Source organism: Photobacterium sagamiensis (genome assembly GCF_050337085.1).
Taxonomy (GTDB): Bacteria; Pseudomonadota; Gammaproteobacteria; order Enterobacterales; family Vibrionaceae; genus Photobacterium; species Photobacterium sagamiensis.
Map to the genome: position 1 here is coordinate 110,313 of NZ_JAKJSP010000019.1, position 19,858 is coordinate 130,170.

Genomic DNA, 19,858 nt, shown 5'->3' on the forward strand with positions numbered 1-19,858 from the left:
GCTGGGTTTTTTTATACCTGAAATTTGCCCTTAAAATGAGTTTCCTTCCTTTTTGTCTTTGCTTTTATACAATTGCTATAATGTTATGATTCAAGATCATATTATTACCTAGAACCTGAGGGCCAAGGAGAGCCTGGATGAAACTATCACGCCGTGGATGGAATAATGTCATCATTGTTGCCGTTGTTGGTTTTATGGCAATGGTGCAGCTTCCTGAGCTGATAAAAGAACGTTTATCAAACGCATCATCTTCATCAACGACGTCCTCGCCATCACCTGCTTTACAGCGCTTACTGCCTGAGCAGGCGGTGATCACTCAGCTAGTACTTCCGCACTATCAGCTTATGTTGCAAGGTGGTCAATGGGTCGCTGAACCGTCTATGCAGTCGAATCTGCCGGCTGTTGTCAATCGCTGGCAAACTATTGCGGGTACTGCCGTCGACCAAGAGACCATGACGCAGTTGAAGCCTCAGTTAACAGCACCGCGTACCGTCGAGATCTGGTTGACGATGACAGAAGAGCCGATACGTGTGACTGTGTATCAATTGCCTCAGTTCTGGTTGTTGCAGGGCTGGCAAGGTAGATGGCTGGCAATCTCTGTCGATGATGCTTATTTATTTCCTGACTGACCGATGACGTTACGAGAACAGCTATGCCTGAATTACCTGAAGTAGAAGTGAGCCGGATGGGGATCACGCCTCATGTGGTAGGTCAGACGGTGACACAAATTATTATTCGAAATTCACGTTTACGCTGGCCGATCCCTGAAGATATTCGGCAGATTGAAGGGCAGGTGATCCGCAGCATCAGTCGCCGGGCGAAGTATCTGTTGTTACAGACAGATGTCGGATACGCGATTATTCATTTAGGCATGTCAGGCAGTTTACGGATCTTACCGGCATCCATACCAGCGGAAAAACATGATCACGTAGATTTGGTGCTCTCGAGTGGTGAAGTGCTGCGTTATAACGATCCACGTCGTTTCGGTGCCTGGTTATGGGAGCAACCGGAGCTACAGCATCCGGTACTCAGTAAGCTGGGGCCAGAGCCACTGAGTGATGGATTTACTGCCGAGTACCTGTTTGAGAGATCGCAAGGTAAGCGTACCGCGATCAAACAATTGATCATGGATAACCAGGTCGTGGTCGGGGTGGGTAATATCTATGCCAATGAATCGCTGTTCAGTGCCGGAATTCACCCGAAACGTGCTGCCGGTAATATCTCGCCGCAACGTATTGCGATCTTAGTGGCTGAAATTAAAGCCGTATTGGCGTTTGCCATTGAGCAAGGTGGTACCACCTTGAAAGACTTTAAAAATGCGGATGGCAAGCCGGGGTATTTTGCCCAAGAATTACAGGTATATGGAAAAGGTGGCGAGCCTTGCCCTCGATGCGAAAAGCTATTGAGCGACATTAAGATAGGTCAGCGTGCCACGGTGTATTGCAGTCACTGTCAAAAATAGAATTTAAGATGTTATGAACAAAGATAATTATCGATGTATTCATGATGTCGGCACCGTATAATCTACCGCTTAATGGCCAGTCGTGACGTCAAATGATACGTGTCGGTTGCTCTTAGTCGCCAATGGTTTAGCTGCCAGTTGGTTAGTCGCCATTAGCGTTGTTGGTGCAAAACCGCTTTAATTATTTTGGGAACAGAGCATGAAAGTTACAGTTTTTGGTATTGGGTATGTTGGCCTGGTTCAGGCTGCCGTTCTGGCGGAAGTTGGCCATGAAGTGGTGTGTGTCGATATTGATCAGAACAAGGTTGAGAACCTGAAGCAGGGTATTATTCCGATTTATGAACCGGGTCTGACACCGCTGGTCAAAGAAAATTATGAATCAGGCCGGATCACCTTCACCACGGATGCTGAACTTGGCGTTAAACATGGCCAAATGCAGTTTATTGCTGTCGGTACGCCACCAGATGAAGATGGCTCTGCTGATCTGCAGTATGTGTTAGCGGTTGCCGGCACGATTGCCAAATATATGGATGATTACAAAGTGATCATCGATAAATCGACAGTACCGGTCGGTACCGCAGACAAAGTACAGGCCTATATGGTAAAAGCGCTTGCAGAGCGTGGCGCCGAGATTGGTTTTGATGTTGCCTCTAACCCTGAATTTTTAAAAGAAGGTGCTGCGGTTGCGGATTGCCGTAAACCCGATCGCATTGTTATTGGTACGGATTCTGAGCGGGTTGAAAAACTGATGCGCGAGCTGTATGCGCCTTTTAATCGCAACCACGACAAGATCATCTTTATGGATGTTCGGTCAGCCGAGCTCACCAAATATGCTGCAAACTGCATGCTGGCCACCAAGATTTCATTTATGAACGAGATGTCGAACCTGGCGGAAAAGCTGGGAGCGGATATCGAGCAGGTTCGCAAAGGCATCGGTTCTGATCCGCGCATTGGTTACCATTTTATTTATCCGGGTTGTGGTTATGGTGGTTCGTGCTTCCCGAAAGATGTGCAGGCACTCGTACGCACGTCTCAGGGGATTGGCTATCAATCTGAATTGCTGGAAGCGGTAGAACGAGTTAACTACCGCCAGAAAGATAAGCTAATGGCGAATCTGGACCACCATTTTAATTCTGATCTTAAAGATAAAACGATTGCGGTTTGGGGACTTTCCTTTAAACCCAATACCGATGATATGCGTGAGGCGTCCAGCCGCGTGTTAATGGAGTCACTGTGGCAGGCGGGAGCGACAGTTCAGGCGTTTGATCCCGAAGCGATGGAAGAGTGTCAGCGTATTTATGGCAATCGTGACGATCTGTTGCTTATGGGAACCAAAGAAGCGGCATTGCAAGGTGCCGATGCGTTGGTGATCTGTACCGAGTGGACGAATTTCCGCGCCCCGGACTTTGATTTCATTGCGACGACGTTAAAAGAAAAAGTGATTGTTGATGGCCGTAACTTATTTGAGCCGGCATTAATGCAGGAGCGTGGTTTTAGTTATTACGCGATTGGCCGCGGTGACAGTATTCGTCCCGTGATTTAAGGACAAAATGTCACTGTTCATCTCTTTGCTGTTCAATGAAATAGCATCGAGATGAGCAGCAAATGAAAAGACAGGTAAAGTATGAAATATCTCGTAACGGGTGCAGCTGGTTTTATTGGTAGCGCGGTGACTGAGCGCCTTTGTGAGCAGGGCCATGATGTCATTGGTATCGATAATCTGAATGATTACTACGATGTCTCACTCAAGCATGCGCGTCTTGAGCGTGCGGCTCATGAAAAATTCACCTTTATCGAGCTGGATTTAGCTGATCGTGACGGCATGGCGGCTTTGTTTGCTGAGCAGCAGTTTGATCGTGTTATTCATCTGGCAGCCCAGGCAGGAGTTCGTTACTCCATTGATAACCCGATGGCCTATGCCGATAGTAATTTAGTCGGCCATTTGGCTGTGCTTGAAGGGTGTCGCCATAATAAAGTCAAACATCTGGTTTATGCCTCTTCAAGTTCGGTATACGGTCTGAACCAAAAGATGCCGTTTAATACCAGTGACAGTGTGGATCATCCGATTTCATTGTATGCCGCAACGAAGAAATCCAATGAGTTGATGGCCCATACTTATTCGCATTTGTATGGTGTTCCCACCACAGGCCTGCGTTTCTTTACGGTCTACGGTCCCTGGGGACGTCCTGATATGGCGTTGTTCAAATTTACCAATGCGATTGTCGAAGGCAAAGGCATCGATGTGTATAACAATGGCGATATGCGCCGTGATTTCACCTACATCGATGATATTGTTGAAGGCATTATCCGCATTCAGGATGTGATCCCGGAAAAGAACAATGACTGGACGGTTGAAGCGGGTTCACCCGCAACCAGCTCGGCACCATATAAAGTGTATAACATTGGCCATGGCAGCCCGGTGAAGCTGATGGACTTTATTGAAGCGCTGGAAGAGGCGTTAGGGATTGAAGCGAAGAAAAACTTTATGCCGATGCAGCCAGGCGATGTGTATGCAACCTATGCCGATACTGACGATTTATTTAACGCCACCGGTTATCAACCCGCGGTGAAAGTGAAAGAAGGCGTTAAAGCTTTTGTTGATTGGTATCGTGCATTTTATAAGTGCTGATGATCTAATAACATGAAGTGTAGAAACAAAAAGGAGGCTATTGCCTCCTTTTTTGAATGCGGATTCATACCAGTTGGTATCAGATCTACTTTTTATGCAGCTTGGCGTTAAGCGCACCGGTAATGCGGGGGTCTACGAATTGGCTCACATCACCTTTGTGCAGTGCGACTTCTTTAACAATCGTTGAAGAAAGGAAAGAATTCTCTTCGGATGGAGTCAGAAAGACGGTTTCTAATTCTGGCATCAGGCGGCGGTTCATGTTCGCCAGCTGGAATTCATACTCAAAGTCAGATACCGCGCGTAAGCCGCGGACTAAGATATTAGCATTAGATTCCTTGGCGAAATCGACCAGAAGACCAGAAAAACCAACGACTTCAACGTTGGATAAATGCTTGGTGATGGCTTGGGTGAGTGTGACACGCTCTTGCAGATCAAACAGTGGCTTCTTACTGGGGCTGGCTGCAATACCGACCACCACATGGTCAAACATAGCGGCAGCCCGCTCAATTAAGTCAAGATGTCCATTGGTGATAGGATCAAAAGTACCCGGGTAGATAACGCGTGTTGTCATGGTGATCTTCCGTTAAAAAAATAATTTGTTTAGTGCTAAACCGATGGTGAGATCAGGCTATCGAGTATGGATTTTACCTTTTCGACACTGATGTCTTTCATTAAGTCTTCGCCCTTAACCCGGGTTCCCCAAGGCAGGGCACCAACCGATTTGCCGTGTTGTTGTTCGGCGTGTTGATCGTAAACGCTCGCCATGTGATCCAGGCTGTTGTAAGGCCCGGTTCTGTATGGGTTACTGTGAGCATACAGCCCAATAACCGGTGTTCCCTGGGTTGTGGCCAAGTGCGCAGGGCCGGTATCCGGGGCTAAGACCACATCGACTTGCCCTAATAAAGCCGTTAATTGTTTCAGATTGGTCTTGCCAACCAAATTAACGACAGGCTGCTGGCAGTGTTGTTCTATTTTTTTACCCAGCGCGATTTCTCTGGGAGCCGGTGAACCGCATAGCAGTACCTGCATACTTTTACTGTTAGCGTAGTCCGCAATTTCTGCATATCGCTCAGTGAGCCAGTTACGCTCGTCTTTGCTGGCTGCCGGGGAGATCAGCAGGGTCTGTTTTCCCGCCGTGTATTGCTGAGCAAACCGGATATCTTCTTCCGCCAGCGGAATATTCCAGCTTGGCGCAGAAAACGGTACCCCGAGGTAACGGGCAAAATCCGCGAAGTTGTCTAACACATGGAAGGCATCGGTTTTTGGCAGGTGCTTGTTAGTAAACAGCCATTGCCCTTCTTTGGTGCGGTTACGGCCAAATCCGATACGGTATTTAGCTTTAATGCCCAATGATAGTACACTTGCACGTAGTGCTGCTTGCATATGGAGTAGGGCATCAAACTTTTGCCCTCTTAATGCACTCCATACCGCCTTCATGCCGGCAAGACCGGCTTTTTTATCAAAGGTGACGACGGTTATACCCGGCAAGTCACCGATGAGCTGGGCTTCTATTTTCCCGGTAACCCAAGTGATTTCTGTTTGTGGCCAGTGGCTTTGTATTGCTTGCACCACGGCAATCGCGTGGCAAACATCACCAATTGCAGATAATCGCAGAATACACAAAGATTTCGGCGGAGTAGAAAATAGCGCCATTGCTGATACCCAATAATGATTTGAAGATGGAATTATGCAGTTCACTCAGGTGATTGTAAAATAACGAAGCGTAACCTGTCAGGAGTTTCACCGTGAAAGAATTGTGTTTTGATAACCAGCGCATCTGGTTTGACCCGAATTTGTTGCAAGAAGATCCTAATGTATGTTTTGACCCGGCGTTCTGGCAGCAAGATTCAAAAGTGATTGGCTCGGCTCAGGGGCGAGGCACAACCTGGTTTGTTCAGGGTGAACGGTTACCGATGGCACTGCGTCATTATCGTCGTGGCGGGCTGTTTGGCAAGCTGGTAGAAGACTCATATTGGTTTCTTGGCTGGAGCAAAACGCGCTGCGCAGAAGAAACGTTGTTGCTGCATAAGCTGGCGCAAGGTGGTGTGCGTGTTCCCCGTCCCGTCGCGGCGAGGGCGATCCGCTCAGGTTTAACCTACCGTGCCGATATTCTGGTTGAGAAGATTGATAACGCCAGAGATCTTGTGGCGTTGTTGCAAAAACAGAGTCTTCCCGAGCCAGTGTGGTTACAGATCGGGACGACGATTCGAAAAATGCACGATTTACAGGTTTGCCATACCGATTTGAACGCCCACAATATTTTGCTGGATGGCGACGGGCAGGTTTGGCTGATCGATTTTGATAAATGCTATGAGCAATCGGGCTCTGCGTGGAAAGAGAAGAACCTGGCTCGCCTCCACCGCTCTTTTGTTAAAGAGCAGGGTAAGCGAGGTATCCAGTTTCAGGACTCATGTTGGCAATGTCTATTGCAAGGTTACGCCGGGGCCTGAGTCGAAAGCTGGTGGTTGATAGCGGTTAAGGTTTTGGCAACTGCGCCTTGATTTTGTTTGACCACGTTCAAAGCGGCAGATCCCATGGCTTGGCATTGTTCAGAGCTCGCAAAGAGTCGCGTTAGCATCTGCCCCAGCTCCTGGGCATCGGCACAGATCCAGACTGCATCGGCAGACTGTAACTGCTCAGTAATGTCGGTGAAATTGTAAAAGCTTGGCCCGGTGATCGCGGGTTTCCCCAAGGCCGCAGGCTCTAAAAGGTTATGCCCGCCGACCACATCACCGATTAAGCTGCCGCCCATAAAGGTGATATCTGCAGCGCCCTGGAAGATCAGCATCTCTCCCATCGTATCGGCGAGATAGATCTGAGTGTCGGTTGAAACCTTTGCATTGGCTGTGCGGCGCACACAGTTAAAACCCGTGTCAGAACATAACTGCTCAACCTGATTGAAACGCTCAGGGTGACGCGGCACGAGAATTAATAAACTGTCCGGGTGCTTTTGAAGTACATGTTTAAATGCCTCCAAGACTTGCTCATCCTCCCCTTTGTGGGTGCTGGCCGCGACCCATACCGGTCGCTGCGCACCTAACCGGGTCCGTAGATCTCTTGCTTGCTGCTCAATTGAAGCTGAGATCTCGATGTCATATTTTATTGAGCCTGTCACCGTGACATTTTTATCTTTCATACCTAATGCTTTAAAGCGATCTGCATCATCATTATGTAGGCACAACACGTGGTCAATATTGCGGGCTAGAAGATTGAATATTGGCTGAAACTGACGATAGCGAGCCGCTGAGCGGGCTGACAGGCGGGCATTCATAATAATGATCGGCACGCCTGAACGGTGAACTGTGGCTAAGGTATTTGGCCACAGTTCGGTTTCCATAATCAGCATCGCAGAAGGTTTTATCGCTTTTAAAAAGCCTCGCACACACCAGGAAAAATCAAGAGGCATATAACGGTGTTCAACCAGATCGCCCAGTTTGGTCACTTGCTCTGCGCCTGTGCTCGTTGTCGTTGTGACCACTATGGTCTGCTCCGGGTTTTGCGCTTTTAATGCTTTAATCACAGGTATGGCGGCAATAGATTCACCAACCGATACGGCATGGATCCAGATAGGACGCGCTGCGGTAATTTGCTCACTAAGCACGGGCGTAAGGCCAAAATGCTCTTTCCAGCGCGCGCCGAATGAAGGTTTCCCCGCTTTTTTCTTATAAAGGCCGTAGAGCAGAAATGGGGCGGCGAGGGAAAGTAATAAGGTGTAAAACCAGCGCATGAGCATGGTGTGTTCCTTGATATCAGTCGGAAAGTTTTGTTGAGAGTGTAAACGATGTTGTGAAAGGTTTTTATGACTTTTTACTATTGCTACAACCGTGCAAGGGTTAACAACAGTTTTCTGATATGATTACTTATTAACGCGATCATGCTTTTGCACTTAGGCTTGTTTTATCAAGACGCTTGTTTACACCGGGACTTTTATACCATGCAACAAATCGTTGATAGCTTGAATGAGAAGTCATCATATCGCTTTTTATTTTATGTCGAACAAAACTATTCCTTTGCTATATTGCGTCCCCTGCAAGCCGTCGCGATTGCTGCGGGCCATCAGGTTAAGTGGTTGCTGGCCGGCGATGAGGTGTCAGGAGATTTTCTTGCAGAAGGTGAAGAAGAGCTCCAGAGCATCAAAGAGGCTGTTGATTATAATCCCAATGCGGTTTTTGTGCCGGGTGATCGGGTACCGTCATTTATTCCCGGCCTGAAAGTGGAAGTGTTTCATGGTTTAAATGAAAGCAAGCGAGGCAATGTCTACCCTGAGCGGGGGATGTTCGATTTGTTTTGTACCGAAGGCCATGAACGAACCAGCATGCTGGAACCGTTAGCTGAAAAGCGAGGCTATTTCAGAGTTAAAGAGACGGGTTGGCTAAAACTGGATAGCTTGTTTAACTTCAAGTCAGACACAGCCTATTCAAGACCTCAGATCCTGTTTGCTTCGACCTTCACTCCAAGTTTGTCTTGTGCTGAATCTGTCTATGAAGAAATTAAGGCGCTAAGCCAGCAAGGTGACTGGCATTGGTTGATCACCTTACATCCGAAGATGGATCAGCAAACGGTGGATAAGTACCGTCAGCTTGAAAGTGATAATTTAACCTTTTTCGAGAATGATAAAGTGATTGAACTGCTTCACCGAGCCGATGTGATGGTTTGTGATAACTCCTCAATCTTCCAGGAGTTTTTATTGCTAAATAAACCTGTCGTCACGGTGAATAACCGTGAAGTCCAACCTTGTTTTATTAATATTACTGAGCCAGAAAACCTTGCGTCAGCGATTAGTGATGCATTGGCCCCAAGTAAAGAATTGCAAACTCATATTAAACGTTATGGCCCAGATATTACGCCTTATCGTGATGGCCAGTCGGCTCATCGTGTGTTGACAGCAGTCACTGAAATGCTGACTGAAGGCTGGCAGGATAAAAAGCCGGCGAATATTTTTCGTAACCTGAAAATGCGAAAGAAAATGGGCTATTGGAAGTGGTAATCACATGCGAAAACATACACTGTCAGTTATTTTAATTACAAAAAATGAAGCCGATCGGGTCGAGGGCTGCTTGCGATCCGTCGCATCAGTTGCCGATGAAATCATTGTGCTTGATAGCGGCTCTACCGATGATACGGTCGAGATTTGCCGGGAATATACGGATAATATTTCGGTCACAGACTGGCCCGGTTTTGGTAAGCAGAAGCAACGCGCTTTAGATAAAGCGACGTGTGACTGGGTGCTTTCTATCGATGCCGATGAAGCGCTCGATAGCGACATGCAAAAAGCGTTAGTTTCGTTACTTGAGCAGGAGACGATCGATAAAACAGCTTACCGGCTGCCTTGGGGGGTGACCCTTTATGGCAAGACGTTGAAATATGGTCGCAGCGCGCGTTCCGTATTACGTCTGTTCAAGCGCGAGGGCGCGCGCTATACCTTAGATGAAGTACATGAAACGGTGGTTCCGGCTTCTGGCGAAAAAGGTGTAATGCCAGGTTTTCTGTTGCACTACACTCATCGAGATTATGGCCATGGTCTGGATAAGTCGGCACAGTATGCTTGGCTAGGTGCCCAGAAATACCACCGTAAGGGCAAGAAGTCCCATGGTTTGGTATTGGCGCTGCTGCGTGCTATCTGGACCTTCTTCCTCATTTATGTGATTCGCAGAGGGTTCCTCGATGGCAGTGTCGGCTTTATTATCGCGATGACCTATGCCCAGGTGAATTTCAATAAATATGTTGGCTTGTGGCTGTTGGAGCAAGAGAGCAAAACTAAAAAATAGGGCCACTATTTTCGACGGAAAAGTCGAATACCAATCAGCACAGTTGTGCAGATGAGTATTCAAGTGCACTTGGAGTTTAACGTTAAACTCCAAGTGTATCGTATGTCAATACGTAAGGTGCGGGATATGCCGAAGCCTATTTATTTTATCGAGATAAGAAAAAAGAAACCTGGCTGATGAAATTACCTGTCATATTTCTTAATTTATATGCCAGGCACATGATTCTAGTACTCATTGATTTATTTTTGATTTTATCCCTTTTGCCAATGATTGATTCGTCACCTCCAGCTGAGATAAAAAACGGTTCTAATCCGTAGATGGCTTGTTTATGCATCCAGACATTGCGGATAAACACATCCACAGGAAGGCAAATTTCTTGGCTGTTATCAAGAAACGCTTTTGCGGTTGCCGGAGAGATAGCATAGCAAGTTGTGCACTGGGGGACTTTAAGAAAATTAGATAATGTCATACCATCAACTTGAGCGACTTTGTACTTAGGCTTCTTTTTGGTTTTTTCCATCCGGATAAAGCCGTATTTATCGATGACTTTCTCACAGGCATTTAACGCCTCAAGCACGCCATCCTCAACCGATAAATCATCTTCAAACACAATAATAGACTGGTTCAAATCAACGCATTTCTGCCAGGCCAGTATGTGGCTCGCATAGCAGCCTATTTCACCGGCTGCTGCTTTTCTGCCGTAATTGAATATGAATTTTTTTTTATTGTATCTTTCCAGGAGAGGATGATTTCCTTTTCTGCCATCAACGCCATCTATAAAATTAAAATGAATATGATGTTTATCAAGGATATCCTTTACCTTTTTGCGTCGGTCTAGGCTATCTGCAAGACTTATTACAAAAGCTTCCATGTTATCTTTTCCGAAAGTAATTATTTGTGTATTTAAAGTTGTTATTTAGTATGTTTAAGTTATTAGTATAATAGACTGCATTTTTACTTGTTCGCCGCAATTGCAATTGCGGCTTTTGATTTTGTTAGCTTTTGTTACACAGTTTTTTAAAGTATGCGATGTGATTATTCACGGTCTGTGCGGCATTGAATTCTTTATCCAGTTTTTGCTTAGCGGCGGCACTGAATTGAGAAATTTTATTTTTATCGGCAATGAGTTTATTCATCGCATCGGCGAAAGCTTCGGCATCGCCGGCAGGGACAACAAAACCGGTTTTGCCATCATCGACCAGCTCCGGTGAGCCACCCGTAGTGGTAACAACCGAAGTCGTACCGTTGGCCATGGCTTCAATGATGGTGCGCGGAAGGCCTTCACCGCTGATTGATGGCTGAACCTGAAAATCGGCCATGGTCATAATTGAAGGGACATCTTTGCGGTGGCCAACCAAGTGAATGCGATCAGCCATCGGGCTTTGTGCTATCTCTTCCAAATGAGGTTCAAACCCACTACCCACTAATAACAGATGGAAGTTTTCATTTTCAATCGCATGTGTTGCTTTAATTAAAACTGAAATGCCTTTGCTTGGCCTGACATGAGCGGCACACACCGCAATAATATGATCATCCGTTAACCCAAACTCACTTCTTTCTGTCGCCGGAACCTGATACCAGGACAGTTGGTGACCTTTATAAATGGTGGTCACATTGTCTTTAATTTTCCAGACTCGTTTGGCCACATCTCGCCGAACCGCCTCTGATACGCAGATAATACCGTCAACACGAGGATTCAGGTGGGTCAGGTAGGCACTTGGATCATGACGGTATAATCCTCCCGTCGTTCCGCGGTAGGTGATCACCTTTGCATTGGTTCCGATGCTTGCCAAAATTGCATTGGGAATGGTTTTCGAGTTAAACGCGTAGAAAACATCGTACTGGCCATCGATCAGCTCTTTACGCATTATCTTAATGGTGTCCAAACAGATCTTTCTTTTCGGATAGCAGTCAATGGTTTTAACCCCATGGGCATTAAACCGTTCAACATACGGCGCATCGCCTTGGGTTAAGACCGTCACTTCGTGACCTTGCTTAACCATTTCTATAAACATTTCAGCTTCAGGGCGTACGCTGTTCCAAGCATGCTTATATGAGCTGGCAATTAGAATTTTCATTGTTACCCCTGTTGCTTATTCTGCAAGTGGAACTTAGTGTTATGAAAGTAGCGGCCAATACGTTCAATGATGTTTAATGATGCTAACTGTTTCTCTTCTTGTTCGTTATTGAGGCTGACTAACGAGGCAATAATGCAGATAGTGACAAAACAGTAAAAAATGATCCCCGAGTTATGAGACAAAAAGGACTGTGTTAAACAGTAGCTGGCGACTGAAACGACAAAAACCACCCCGCAGCTGGCCAATGCTGTCTGTTGGGCTGAAGATGTTGAACGGCTATAGCGTTTATAAATAACCAGAGGGACGGCAAATAAACCCAGCAGTGCTACCAAACCGAGTAAGCCGCGTATTGAGGTATCTTCTAAATACTGGTTATGGGCATGAAAACTATAACCATAGAGGCGCTGGCTGATGATATTGGCTTTTACCTGCTCAAGCTGGCTGGTGTGGCGCCCGTTGACTCCCCAGCCAAATAGCGGTTTTTCTTTAATGCTGTAATAGGCGCTTTTCCAAAGGTCTAAGCGAATACCGATTGAGGTATTGCTGTTACCGTTTTGGTATTGGGCAATGTCATAGCCTATAGCATTAAACCGTTGTTGCATGCCCGACGACGGTTGCAGAAAGACTGTGCTGACAGCTAGTATCGCCAAGAGTATCGTCAGATAGCAACGCCTGGATAACCAGCTGCGATTTAAATAGATTAGAGCTGCGATAATTACAGGAAGGCCTATCCATCCGCCCCGGGAGCCGGAAAGTAAGCTGCCGACAATACCTGCAGCAGCAGCTATGAGAAATACGAGTGCATGAGTATTACGCTGTTGTTTAAGGTAAAAAACAGCACCGCAAAGGCTAAGCAACCCGAGCGACATGGCAATATTACCGCCTTGAATCGCATTGATATAAGCAGCAAAGGCGCGTGGCTGGTTAAGGAGCAATACCTGGTGGATGGCGACAGCGCCCGAGGCCAAAGATCCGGCGGCAAAGCTATTGAGTAACCAGCCAAACTTTGGCGGATAACGAAGCAATAACAGTAATATGATAACCGCCATTACGGCTCTGCTGGCCTGATCGATATCACTAAAGCGACCTCCATCAAAATAGACAGAGATCGGGAACAGGATAAAATAGCCGAAAAAGGCGGCAATCAGCCATTTTAGCTCTTGAGTGAGCGGTGTTTTTTTAGCTCTGAATAGTAACGGCAGTGCCAGGACCAATAACAGCATCGGGATCAGGTTATACCCCCCATCTACGGTCAGGCAGAGGGGCGCAAATAAAAAGACCAGACTATTTGTGATCAGTAATAATGGATTAGTAATTTTCAATGTCATGGTTTATGGCTAGGCTTTGTCTGTATGATAAGGATTTTCCCCACCGTTCGGGCGGGTCTTCAGTAAACGTAAAATCCACATGTATTGCTCCGGATTAACGCTAACGTAATCTTCGATACAGGTGTTCATTATACGGGCATCTTGCTCTTCGCTCTCACTCGGGAAGGGATCAAGTGCTGGTTTGATGTCGATTTCGTATTTGCCGGTGGCATTATTGTACATTGCAAACAGCGGGACAATCTTTGCACGGCTTAATTTTGACAACCGTCCCAGACCAGAAATAGTTGCTTTAGTGGTGGCAAAAAAATCGACAAAAACACTGTGCTTAGGACCTAAGTCCTCATCAGGTAAGTAGTAACCCAAGTAGCCTTCTTTGATTGAACGAAGGAAGGGCTTTATCCCGCTACTGCGCTCATATACACGCCCGCCGTATTGAAGGCGCTGCTTGTGCATCAGCCAGTCAGAGACCGGGTTCTTTTGTTTTTTTGCCATTGCTGAAACAGGCAGGCCTCGTGAGGCAAGCAGTACTGCTGGCACATCAATGGCCCAGGTATGAGGAACGAGCAAGATGACATTCTGGCCTTGTGCTTTTAGTGATGTCAGGTGCTCTTCACCACGGATCGTGGTGTTTTGTTCCAGCCACTGACGGTTGCGCACAGACAGTGAGGCAAACCCCATCAGAAAGGTCCCTGCGGTGATAATGCTTTGCAGCAGTATCGCCTCTCGTTCTTCTTCTGATTTGTCGGGAAAGCACATTTGCAAGTTTACCCGGGCACGGCGGTTGGCTTTGCTATTGAGCTTCACGGCTTGTTTCGCAAATCCGGTGGCAAGTGCCCGGCGCACTGAATGAGGAAACAGGCAAACTAGGGTCGCAACAGCTACTGCCAGCCAGGTTCCCCAGTATTTTGGGTGCAAGAAAGACCAGGAAAACTCCGGGTTATAAGCTTGCTTGTCATAATGATCTGTCATCGGGTTCTTTCAACGTTACTTATTAAAAATCGCCATGTACTCAGCTACGCCTTCGGCAACTGACTTGAACGGCTGGTTATAACCTGTTGCACGAAGCTTGGTCAAATCTGCCTGGGTAAATGCCTGGTAGTGACCTTTCAGGTGCTCCGGGAACGGGACCGTTTCTACTTCGCCTTCACCGTGGTATTTGATCACCGCATCGGCGACGGCCTGGAATGATTCGGCCTTGCCGGTGCCGCAGTTGAAGATACCGGACACGCCTTTTTCAAGGAACCACAGGTTTACGTTACACACGTCACCCACATAGACAAAATCACGTTTGAAGGTCTCGGAACCTTCGAATAGCTTTGGGTTTTCACCAGCTTTAATTTGACCATTTAGGTGATAAGCCACAGAAGCCATGCTGCCTTTATGCTGTTCGCGCGGGCCATAAACATTGAAGTAGCGAAAACCCGTCACCTGAGACAGTGTTTCGCCATGGGCTTTTGCGTCCTGCCAGATGCGACGAACATAATTATCAAACTGCTGTTTTGAATAACCGTAGACGTTCAGGGCACCTTCATACTGTTTTTCTTCAATAAAGTCGTGGTCGCGACCGCCATAGGTGGCAGCAGAGGAGGCATACAGAAATGGAATTTGGCGCTCCAGGCAATAATGCAGCAACTCTTTAGAGTACTCATAATTGTTCAGCATCATGTATTTGCCGTCCCACTCTGTGGTTGCCGAGCAAGCCCCCTGGTGGAAAATGGCTTCGATCGGGCCGAATTCATCACCAGCCATGATCTGGGTGATGAAGTCTTCCTTATCCATGTAATCAGCGATATCAAGGTCAACTAAGTTAACAAACTTAGTGCCGTCTTTGAGGTTATCAACGACTAGAATATCGTTATGACCTTGTTCATTCAGTGACTTAACAACATTGCTGCCGATCATGCCGGCACCGCCAGTTACAATTATCATGGGTTATCCTAATGCTAATTCATTGATCGAACGGCTTTAGTTAGCCACCGTTACAAATATTGGTTATGAGTTATGATAATATCAAGCGATAGCCATTGGGTGAAGGAAGTGAGAAGCGTATGAAAACCCGCGACAAAATTATTCAGGCCGCACTGGAACTCTTTAATGAGAGTGGTGAGCCTAATGTTACCACCAACCATATAGCTGCTCATTTGGGGATCAGCCCCGGCAATCTCTATTATCACTTTCGCAATAAGGAAGAGATTATACACTGTATCTTTGATGAATACGCCTGCGATCTGAGTATTCGCTTTCAGCCACAAGCAGAATTTGATGCGACTGCAGAAAGTTTGCTGGGCTACCTGGATGCCGTATTTATGCTGATGTGGCGCTATCGTTTTTTCTACGCCAACCTGCCAGATATACTTAGCCGTGATCAGGAGCTGCAAAGTAAATATTTACAAGCCCAGGAGGCATTACACAGCAATATCATGGCATTGATGAATAGTTTCAAAGAGAAGGAGCTACTTGATCTGGACAAAGATGAGCTGTTAAGCCTGACTAACACGCTAAAATTAGTTGCATCGAGCTGGATTTGTTATCAGACCACTCAAGTCCCGGGCGCTAAAATCACCAAGGCAGTAATTTATCAAGGGGTATTACAGATGCTAAGTATTGTCCGTCCTCTGACCACTGATGAAGGGAAAGCTCGGGTTCTCCAACTTGAGTCTCATTATTGTGAACAGGTACAACGAGACGTCTCATAATTGTCGATTTTACCTGCAGTCGGCCTTTAATATCCCCCGCTGACGTTATTGTAATGAGTCAGATTGGTGCTATATCTGCGAATACAGTTCTGATAGTCGTACCAGTCTGACCTGCTGCTTTTCTACTTCAGGCAACCACTGTTGCAGCGTTTCCAGGGTTACGGGATAGGGGTGGCCTATTGCCACGACATAACCATCTTTCCGGGCCCGTTTCAGGGCTAATTCTAACTGCTGCCGGATAAACTGCCGGGTGCGAAAGTGATCGAGAAAAATATGACGGCGCAGTGCGGGCACGCCGTTGGCTTGCGCCCGTTTGAATGCCACTGTCTGGGTGGTGGTTCGGCTATCCAGAAAGGAGAGGCCTTGTTCAGAGAGCACCGTCATCACCCAGTCCATCGCTTGGCTATTTTGGGTTAATCCGCTTCCCATGTGGTTATTGATGGCTATGGCATTGGGGACGCGGCTGAGAGCATGACGTAACGTTTGTTGTAGTTCTTCCCGGGGCATATCAGCGGTGAGTGTCGTCAGCTCTAACGGTGCTTGTCGTTGTGGCTGCATGGGCATATGCAGTAACGTATCCCGATTTTCTCGTTTTGCCTGACGTGCTGTGGCTAAATCAAAAGGAGTATCGGGCAGAATTGAGATGCTGATTTCAGGTGGTAACGCAGAGAGTTGGGCCGGCATGGCCTGATAGCCTAAGTCATCGATAACGATCGCTAACCTGGCTGCCGATGCCGGCCTTACCGTAAATAAAATGATCAAAAAAGAGAAATAAAGTGCGTTCCGTCGCATGCCGTAGTTCCTGATAATCTTTGTTGTTGAGCCCGAGGCTCCCTAATTTGGCAATCGGGATAGGCTGTTAGGTTTACTTTGTCAGCCATTTCCTTGGATTTGTCGGGGTGCCTTTACGGCGGATCTCAAAGTACAGGCCTGAACTCTCCTGGCCTCCACTGTCACCCACTAGAGCGATGGCTTCGCTTGCCTGCACCGTATCTCCGACTTTTTTCAGCAGGGTTTGGTTATAGCCATAAAAACTCATATCACCTTTACCATGATCGATAACCAGCATTAAGCCATAGCCTCGCAGCCAATCGGCAAAAACAACTTTACCGGAATACACGGCCTTGACCTGGCTGCCGGAAGGTTTACTGAATACCATGCCTTTCCAGTGTAATTCGCCTTTCTGAACCGATCCGTAAGTGTGGAGGACAGAGCCTTTCACTGGCCATGGCAGCTTACCCTGGTGTCGGATCAGACCATCCATCGGGACTCGCAGGGCGGCTTCCGCTTCGGCTTTTGCCTTGGCAATTTCTGCCAGCAAGCGTTTTTCGTTGGCGTGCAGCTCAGAGAGGTAGTGATTGTCAGAATTAATCTGGCTTTTAATGCTGGTAAGGGTCTTCTTTCGGTGCTTTTGCTTTGATTCTAAGGTGCTTTTTTCGGTTTTTAGCTGAGTCAGTAAGACCTGCTGCTGCTGGCGTTGCTGGGCTAATTCATGGTGCTTGAGCTGTAACTCGGTATTGGTCGCCGCTAATTCATTGAGTGCCCGGCTACGCGCCAGGCTTAAGCGCTCTGCGTAAACCGACATCCGATCGAGTTCAGTACTTTGTTTGCCACTTAACAGACTCGCCAGCTGATCGTTTTGTCCTTGCCGGTATTGGGTATCGAGCAATTCTTTTAGCATTTCCTGCTGGCCGAACTTCAGCTGTTGGAGCGTTTTCTGATCGCGCTCAAGCAGGCTGATGGAGCCGTTTAGTGTGTTGAGCTGATTGTCAGCCTGGTGAATTTTCTTCGCCGTTTGTGCAATACCCAGCTCTTGTTGTCTGAGTTCTTTTTGTAGGGTTTTGAACTGACTTTTCTTACTGCCAAGTTGGTTTTTCTGGCGTGATATCTCCTGTTTAACGCCATCGAGCTGGTTTTTACTGGTTGCGACGCTTGGCTGAGAAAACATCAGGCATAACAAAGCGCCAGTGCATAATGCACTGGCGCGGATAGTATGGTTTAGGTGTGTGATCATATCCCGCATGGGGGGATTATTTCAGATCAAACAGAACCTGACCAGTCATCTCTGCTGGGATTTCGACATCTGACAGGCTAAGCATGGTTGGTGCTAAGTCAGACAGTTTTCCGCCTTCTTTCAGAGTCAGATCTTTGTTGCCCACATAAATCAGTGGTACGGGCAGAGTCGTATGCGCCGTGTGAATACCACCAGTCTCAGGGTTGATCATCATTTCAGCGTTACCGTGATCAGCCGTGATTAACAGCTGGCCATCGACAGATTTAATCGCTTCGACAACCTGACCAATACAGCTATCAAGCGCTTCACAGGCTTGAACGGCTGCGTCGTAAACACCCGTGTGGCCAACCATGTCGCCATTCGGGTAGTTACAGATAATGGTATCGAACTCGCCGCCTTTGATCGCTGCAACCAGTTTTTCAGTGAGCTCTGGAGAGCTCATTTCAGGCTGTAGATCGTAGGTAGCGACTTTTGGTGAAGCAATCAGTGAACGTGTTTCACCGTCAAATTCGTCTTCCACACCGCCGTTGAAGAAGAAAGTCACGTGAGCGTATTTTTCTGTTTCTGAAATACGTAACTGCTTTTTGCCTTTCTTTGACAGCCACTCACCCAGGGTGTTTTCCAGGCTTGCAGGTGGATATGCTGCTGGTAGGTTAATGTTTGCCGCGTACTGAGTCAGCATCACGAAATCAGCTAGAGCGGGAGTTTGCGCGCGTTCAAAGCTTGTAAAATCGGCTTCAAAAGCACGGGTGATTTCACGAGCACGGTCAGCACGGTAGTTCATGAAGATAACGGCATCACCATCTGCCATGATTGCCGCTTCCTGGCCTTCTGCACGAATTTCCGTCGCTTTAACGAACTCATCGTTTTCATCACGAGTGTAAGCATCTGTTAGACCTGCAACCGCAGAATCTACCGTGAACTCACCTTTAGCTGCCGTTAGCAGGTTATAAGCCACTTCGACACGATCCCAGTTGTTGTCGCGGTCCATGGCGTAGTAACGGCCAACCAGTGAAGCCGTACGGCCTTTACCCAGTTTTGCAAATAGTGCGTCGAAACGCTCAAGTGATGCCTGTGCGCTACGTGGTGGAGTATCACGACCATCCAGGAAGCAATGCAGATAGATTTTTTCTGCACCGCGCTTTGCTGCCATTTCGATTGCTGCAGCAATATGGTCTTCATGGCTGTGAACGCCACCCGGCGACATCAGGCCCATGATGTGAACCGCTTTACCGGCCTGAATCGCTTTATCCATTGCATTAGCCAGCGCTTCGTTTTCGAAGAAGTCACCGTCAGCAATAGACTTAGTAATACGAGTCAGATCTTGATAAACCACGCGACCGGCACCGATGTTAGTATGACCAACTTCAGAGTTACCCATCTGACCATCAGGAAGACCGACATCCAAGCCTGAAGCAGAGATCAGTGTGTTTGCTTCGTTTGCAATCAGAGCGTCCATTACTGGTGTTTGAGCGTTTGCAATTGCATTGTTTTGATTGTCTTCGCGATAACCCCAGCCATCCAGGATCACTAAAGCCAGTGGCTTTTTAGCAGACATATGCTGTCCTCTCATAAGTTAGAAATCTGATACCAATTACATTAAACATCTGATGTTACTAAAAATGTTTCAGGCAATGGGTATGTTTGATTGTAATTTTACTACAATTTTTGCCATAAACTGTAGGTTAAGATCAAACAATGTTGTCAATAGATTGTTATCTTCCTACATAAAATATATTCACTTTTTGCTCTGAGTGTAAGCCCTGCGTCACAGTTTTTTCTATTTCATTGATTGGTAGGAGCTTGTTTACCTCTTATACTATTAGCGCTGGAGCGAGTGAGCCAGTGCGCGGAATTGTGGACTGCTGCTGTACAAGGCGGTC

Annotated in this window: 19 protein-coding genes; 8 read left to right on the forward strand and 11 right to left on the reverse strand. The window is 47.0% G+C overall.

From position 1 onward, the window contains the following. The first annotated feature begins 137 nt into the window (after window positions 1-137). From L4D76_RS09260 to L4D76_RS09275, 4 genes are all read left to right on the forward strand, one after another. The gene (locus L4D76_RS09260; protein WP_428440619.1) at window positions 138-629 is read left to right on the forward strand and encodes a hypothetical protein; all 492 of its coding nucleotides are present in this window, start codon (window positions 138-140) and stop codon (window positions 627-629) included. 23 nt (window positions 630-652) lie between these two features. Beyond that, complete coding sequence (gene mutM, locus L4D76_RS09265; protein WP_428440620.1) at window positions 653-1,462, forward strand: bifunctional DNA-formamidopyrimidine glycosylase/DNA-(apurinic or apyrimidinic site) lyase; 810 nt, start codon at window positions 653-655, stop codon at window positions 1,460-1,462. 199 nt (window positions 1,463-1,661) lie between these two features. Next, entirely contained in the window at window positions 1,662-3,005 is a 1,344-nt protein-coding gene (locus tag L4D76_RS09270) for a UDP-glucose dehydrogenase family protein (protein ID WP_428440621.1), read from the forward strand. 81 nt (window positions 3,006-3,086) lie between these two features. Beyond that, a complete protein-coding gene (locus tag L4D76_RS09275; protein ID WP_428440622.1) occupies window positions 3,087-4,091 on the forward strand; it encodes an NAD-dependent epimerase in 1,005 nt (334 codons plus the stop codon). Window positions 4,092-4,176: 85 nt separating this feature from the next. On the opposite strand, the gene coaD is transcribed toward L4D76_RS09275, so the two are convergent. After that, a complete protein-coding gene (gene coaD / locus L4D76_RS09280; RefSeq protein WP_428440623.1) occupies window positions 4,177-4,662 on the reverse strand; it encodes a pantetheine-phosphate adenylyltransferase in 486 nt (161 codons plus the stop codon). 35 nt (window positions 4,663-4,697) lie between these two features. Further along, on the reverse strand, window positions 4,698-5,744 hold the full coding sequence (locus L4D76_RS09285) for a glycosyltransferase family 9 protein (RefSeq protein ID WP_428440624.1): 1,047 nt from the start codon (window positions 5,742-5,744) through the stop codon (window positions 4,698-4,700). Window positions 5,745-5,836: 92 nt separating this feature from the next. On the opposite strand from L4D76_RS09285, the gene L4D76_RS09290 reads away from it, so the two are divergent. Then, on the forward strand, window positions 5,837-6,541 hold the full coding sequence (locus L4D76_RS09290) for a 3-deoxy-D-manno-octulosonic acid kinase (protein ID WP_428440625.1): 705 nt from the start codon (window positions 5,837-5,839) through the stop codon (window positions 6,539-6,541). Here L4D76_RS09290 and waaA read toward each other — a convergent pair. Continuing rightward, complete coding sequence (gene waaA / locus L4D76_RS09295) at window positions 6,526-7,824, reverse strand: lipid IV(A) 3-deoxy-D-manno-octulosonic acid transferase (RefSeq protein WP_428440626.1); 1,299 nt, start codon at window positions 7,822-7,824, stop codon at window positions 6,526-6,528. The genes L4D76_RS09290 and waaA overlap by 16 nt on opposite strands. Window positions 7,825-8,046: 222 nt before the next feature. Between waaA and L4D76_RS09300 the strand changes: the two genes are divergently transcribed. After that, window positions 8,047-9,078 (forward strand): CDP-glycerol glycerophosphotransferase family protein, encoded by a 1,032-nt coding sequence (locus L4D76_RS09300; RefSeq protein ID WP_428440670.1) that lies wholly within the window; start codon window positions 8,047-8,049, stop codon window positions 9,076-9,078. Between the two features lie 4 nt (window positions 9,079-9,082). Next, entirely contained in the window at window positions 9,083-9,859 is a 777-nt protein-coding gene (locus L4D76_RS09305) for a glycosyltransferase family 2 protein (protein ID WP_428440627.1), read from the forward strand. A 145-nt stretch (window positions 9,860-10,004) separates the two neighbouring features. Here the strand turns inward: L4D76_RS09305 and L4D76_RS09310 are convergent, their stop codons facing one another. The 5 genes from L4D76_RS09310 to rfaD all read right to left on the reverse strand — a co-directional run bounded on the left by L4D76_RS09310 (window position 10,005) and on the right by rfaD (window position 15,194). Further along, entirely contained in the window at window positions 10,005-10,730 is a 726-nt protein-coding gene (locus tag L4D76_RS09310) for a glycosyltransferase family 25 protein (protein ID WP_428440628.1), read from the reverse strand. 124 nt (window positions 10,731-10,854) lie between these two features. Next, window positions 10,855-11,937: a glycosyltransferase family 4 protein gene (locus L4D76_RS09315; RefSeq protein ID WP_428440629.1), complete on the reverse strand. Its 1,083-nt coding sequence runs from the start codon at window positions 11,935-11,937 to the stop codon at window positions 10,855-10,857. A 2-nt stretch (window positions 11,938-11,939) separates the two neighbouring features. Continuing rightward, window positions 11,940-13,265, reverse strand: a complete 1,326-nt coding sequence (locus L4D76_RS09320; protein WP_428440630.1) for an O-antigen ligase family protein — start codon at window positions 13,263-13,265, stop codon at window positions 11,940-11,942. Between the two features lie 9 nt (window positions 13,266-13,274). After that, window positions 13,275-14,234 carry a lauroyl-Kdo(2)-lipid IV(A) myristoyltransferase gene (gene lpxM, locus L4D76_RS09325; RefSeq protein WP_428440631.1) on the reverse strand — a complete coding sequence of 320 codons (960 nt, stop codon included), beginning with the start codon at window positions 14,232-14,234 and terminating at the stop codon, window positions 13,275-13,277. A 15-nt stretch (window positions 14,235-14,249) separates the two neighbouring features. Continuing rightward, complete coding sequence (gene rfaD / locus L4D76_RS09330) at window positions 14,250-15,194, reverse strand: ADP-glyceromanno-heptose 6-epimerase (RefSeq protein WP_428440632.1); 945 nt, start codon at window positions 15,192-15,194, stop codon at window positions 14,250-14,252. A gap of 119 nt (window positions 15,195-15,313) precedes the next feature. Here rfaD and L4D76_RS09335 point away from each other — a divergent pair, with 119 nt between their 5' ends. Further along, window positions 15,314-15,961 (forward strand): TetR/AcrR family transcriptional regulator, encoded by a 648-nt coding sequence (locus tag L4D76_RS09335; RefSeq protein ID WP_428440633.1) that lies wholly within the window; start codon window positions 15,314-15,316, stop codon window positions 15,959-15,961. 69 nt (window positions 15,962-16,030) lie between these two features. Here the strand turns inward: L4D76_RS09335 and L4D76_RS09340 are convergent, their stop codons facing one another. The 3 genes from L4D76_RS09340 to gpmM all read right to left on the reverse strand — a co-directional run bounded on the left by L4D76_RS09340 (window position 16,031) and on the right by gpmM (window position 19,533). After that, entirely contained in the window at window positions 16,031-16,753 is a 723-nt protein-coding gene (locus L4D76_RS09340; protein WP_428440634.1) for a divergent polysaccharide deacetylase family protein, read from the reverse strand. A gap of 73 nt (window positions 16,754-16,826) precedes the next feature. After that, window positions 16,827-17,975 carry a peptidoglycan DD-metalloendopeptidase family protein gene (locus L4D76_RS09345; protein WP_428440635.1) on the reverse strand — a complete coding sequence of 383 codons (1,149 nt, stop codon included), beginning with the start codon at window positions 17,973-17,975 and terminating at the stop codon, window positions 16,827-16,829. A gap of 16 nt (window positions 17,976-17,991) precedes the next feature. Beyond that, window positions 17,992-19,533, reverse strand: coding sequence for a 2,3-bisphosphoglycerate-independent phosphoglycerate mutase (gene gpmM / locus L4D76_RS09350; protein ID WP_428440636.1), 1,542 nt, complete (start codon window positions 19,531-19,533; stop codon window positions 17,992-17,994). Window positions 19,534-19,858 lie beyond the last annotated feature (325 nt).

Excerpts from the sequence above, each read along its gene's own strand:
- L4D76_RS09260 (WP_428440619.1), top strand. The coding sequence starts at position 138 with ATGAAACTATCACGCCGTGGATGGAATAATGTCATCATTGTTGCCGTT.
- mutM (WP_428440620.1), top strand. The coding sequence starts at position 653 with ATGCCTGAATTACCTGAAGTAGAAGTGAGCCGGATGGGGATCACGCCT.
- L4D76_RS09270 (WP_428440621.1), top strand. The coding sequence starts at position 1,662 with ATGAAAGTTACAGTTTTTGGTATTGGGTATGTTGGCCTGGTTCAGGCT.
- L4D76_RS09275 (WP_428440622.1), top strand. The coding sequence starts at position 3,087 with ATGAAATATCTCGTAACGGGTGCAGCTGGTTTTATTGGTAGCGCGGTG.
- coaD (WP_428440623.1), bottom strand. The coding sequence starts at position 4,662 with ATGACAACACGCGTTATCTACCCGGGTACTTTTGATCCTATCACCAAT.
- L4D76_RS09285 (WP_428440624.1), bottom strand. The coding sequence starts at position 5,744 with ATGGCGCTATTTTCTACTCCGCCGAAATCTTTGTGTATTCTGCGATTA.
- waaA (WP_428440626.1), bottom strand. The coding sequence starts at position 7,824 with ATGCTCATGCGCTGGTTTTACACCTTATTACTTTCCCTCGCCGCCCCA.
- L4D76_RS09305 (WP_428440627.1), top strand. The coding sequence starts at position 9,083 with ATGCGAAAACATACACTGTCAGTTATTTTAATTACAAAAAATGAAGCC.
- L4D76_RS09310 (WP_428440628.1), bottom strand. The coding sequence starts at position 10,730 with ATGGAAGCTTTTGTAATAAGTCTTGCAGATAGCCTAGACCGACGCAAA.
- L4D76_RS09315 (WP_428440629.1), bottom strand. The coding sequence starts at position 11,937 with ATGAAAATTCTAATTGCCAGCTCATATAAGCATGCTTGGAACAGCGTA.
- L4D76_RS09320 (WP_428440630.1), bottom strand. The coding sequence starts at position 13,265 with ATGACATTGAAAATTACTAATCCATTATTACTGATCACAAATAGTCTG.
- lpxM (WP_428440631.1), bottom strand. The coding sequence starts at position 14,234 with ATGACAGATCATTATGACAAGCAAGCTTATAACCCGGAGTTTTCCTGG.
- rfaD (WP_428440632.1), bottom strand. The coding sequence starts at position 15,194 with ATGATAATTGTAACTGGCGGTGCCGGCATGATCGGCAGCAATGTTGTT.
- L4D76_RS09335 (WP_428440633.1), top strand. The coding sequence starts at position 15,314 with ATGAAAACCCGCGACAAAATTATTCAGGCCGCACTGGAACTCTTTAAT.
- L4D76_RS09340 (WP_428440634.1), bottom strand. The coding sequence starts at position 16,753 with ATGCGACGGAACGCACTTTATTTCTCTTTTTTGATCATTTTATTTACG.
- L4D76_RS09345 (WP_428440635.1), bottom strand. The coding sequence starts at position 17,975 with ATGATCACACACCTAAACCATACTATCCGCGCCAGTGCATTATGCACT.
- gpmM (WP_428440636.1), bottom strand. The coding sequence starts at position 19,533 with ATGTCTGCTAAAAAGCCACTGGCTTTAGTGATCCTGGATGGCTGGGGT.